The sequence below is a fragment of the Yeosuana sp. genome, assembly GCF_057126245.1.
This window is the reverse complement of the sequence record NZ_DBNGMQ010000126.1, coordinates 1-2,009: the sequence shown is the minus strand read 5'-3', so window position 1 is coordinate 2,009 and position 2,009 is coordinate 1. Positions and strand designations below refer to the sequence as shown.

Genomic DNA, 2,009 nt, shown 5'->3' with positions numbered 1-2,009 from the left:
TGACCCGTCCTGAAATAAGGCTACATAATTTTAAACATTATGTATAGAAATGACAAAGTAATCAGACGGTATTCAGAACCTTTTAAACTGAAAATTTTAGAAGAAATTACAACAGGAAAACTAAACAAAAATCAACTAGGTAAACTCTATGGTATTGCGCCTACCACCATTAATGAATGGATTAGAAAGTATAACCGTAAAGACCTAATGAACACCAGAGTAAAAGTGGAAACAAAAGACGAAATAACTCGAATTAAAGAACTTCAAAAAGAGATTGAACAGCTTAAAAAGCTACTCTTAAAAAAGGATTTAGATGCCTTGGTATTAGATTCATATCTTGAAGTAGCTGCTGAAGATCTAGGCTACAAATCTGTTGCTGAACTAAAAAAAAAGCTAAGTATAAAGCCTTAATAAAAGCCAAAGAAAAAGCTAAGGGATTTGCTTCTTTAACTACTATAACCAATTGTTTTGGGCATAAACGCAATGCTTTCTATAAGTATAAAAATAGAGCCGATAAGCGGTTAAAACAAGAACAACATATTATTGAGATAGTTAAGAAAAGACGCAAGTCCCTGCCTAGAGAAGGCGTGCGTAAACTCACAAAATCACTAGATGACGACTTTATTAAAGCTAACCTTAAAGTTGGTAGAGATACTTTATTTAATGTCCTTAGAAAACATCAAATGCTAACACTTAGAAAGAAATATAGTTCTAGAACAACGAACTCATACCATCGATTTTATAAGTATAACAATATCATAAAAGATGTTGAAGTTACTAGACCTAACCAGGTTTGGGTCTCTGATATTACCTATATCAGAACTGTAAAAGGGTTTTGTTATCTAGCACTCATTACAGACATGTATTCTAGAAAGATTGTGGGTTATGACCTTAGTGATAGTCTAGAACTAAACGGATGTGTGAGAGCACTTAAAAAAGCTTTATACCAAGCTAAAAACACAAAAGGACTCATTCACCATTCAGATAGAGGTATTCAATATTGCAGCAATGTATATACACAAATCCTGAAAAGAAATAAGGTAGAAATCAGTATGACTGAAGAAAATCATTGTTATGAAAATGCCCTAGCAGAAAGGGTTAACGGGATTCTTAAAGATGAATTTTATCTTGATCAAACCTTTACTAGCATGGAGCACGCGAAAAGAGCCACAAAAAATGCAGTTAATTTATACAATGAAATAAGATTACATTTATCTTTAGATTTTAAAACACCGAATATGGTATATAAATTAACAGCGTAAAATCAATTTTAACCTGTAGCCATATTTCAGGACTAGACATTTAAAAACAATATCAAATGACAGAAATAAAATACCCTAAATCATTTTCACACATTGGAATAACTGTTCCCGAAATACACAAAGCTGTAGAATTTTATCAGGATATTATGGGATGGTATGTGATAATGCAACCATCTACAGTAAAAAAAGAAAATGATACTGCCATTGGACAAATGTGTATTGATGTTTTTGGAGAGAATTGGGAAGAATTCGAAATCGCTCATATGTCAACGTCTGATGGAATTGGAATTGAACTTTTTTCGTTCCCACATGGCAAAAAAGAAGCACCAGAATTCAATCCTTTCAAAACAGGGCTTTTCCACTTCTGTGTGCAAGACCCAGACATCGAAAATTTGACTAAAAGAATAGTAGAAGCAGGTGGCAAGCAGAGAATGCCAATACGGGAATATTATCCTAATGAAAAGCCCTATAAAATGGTTTATGTGGAAGACCCATTTGGTATCGTATTTGAAATTTATACTCACAGCTACGAATTGACATATTCATCAGGTGCATACCAGAAATAAAAAACTGTATACAACAATGAACTAAGCTAAAATCCAAATGTTTTTTTAGATTATTTAATTACATAATTATGATCATATGGCAAGCCTTTTACGTACCATAACAGGTGCTAAAAGCAATTTGATTCTGATTATTGAACTCCCAATCTAATAAATTTAACATCTAACGGTAGCTATGCTACCT

General features: G+C 32.6%; 3 protein-coding genes. All 3 read left to right on the top strand.

What is annotated here, in order from left to right; genetic code table 11:
* Window positions 1-39: 39 nt before the first annotated feature.
* The 3 genes from AC15TD_RS15450 to AC15TD_RS15440 are packed head-to-tail and all read left to right on the top strand — an operon-like array spanning window position 40 to window position 1,828.
* Entirely contained in the window at window positions 40-411 is a 372-nt protein-coding gene (locus AC15TD_RS15450) for a transposase (protein ID WP_395436566.1), read from the top strand.
* Window positions 411-1,262 (top strand): IS3 family transposase, encoded by an 852-nt coding sequence (locus AC15TD_RS15445; RefSeq protein WP_484453037.1) that lies wholly within the window; start codon window positions 411-413, stop codon window positions 1,260-1,262. Before AC15TD_RS15450 ends, AC15TD_RS15445 begins: the two co-directional genes overlap by 1 nt.
* Window positions 1,263-1,318: 56 nt before the next feature.
* Window positions 1,319-1,828, top strand: coding sequence for a lactoylglutathione lyase family protein (locus AC15TD_RS15440; protein ID WP_484453036.1), 510 nt, complete (start codon window positions 1,319-1,321; stop codon window positions 1,826-1,828).
* The last annotated feature ends 181 nt before the right edge of the window (window positions 1,829-2,009 follow it).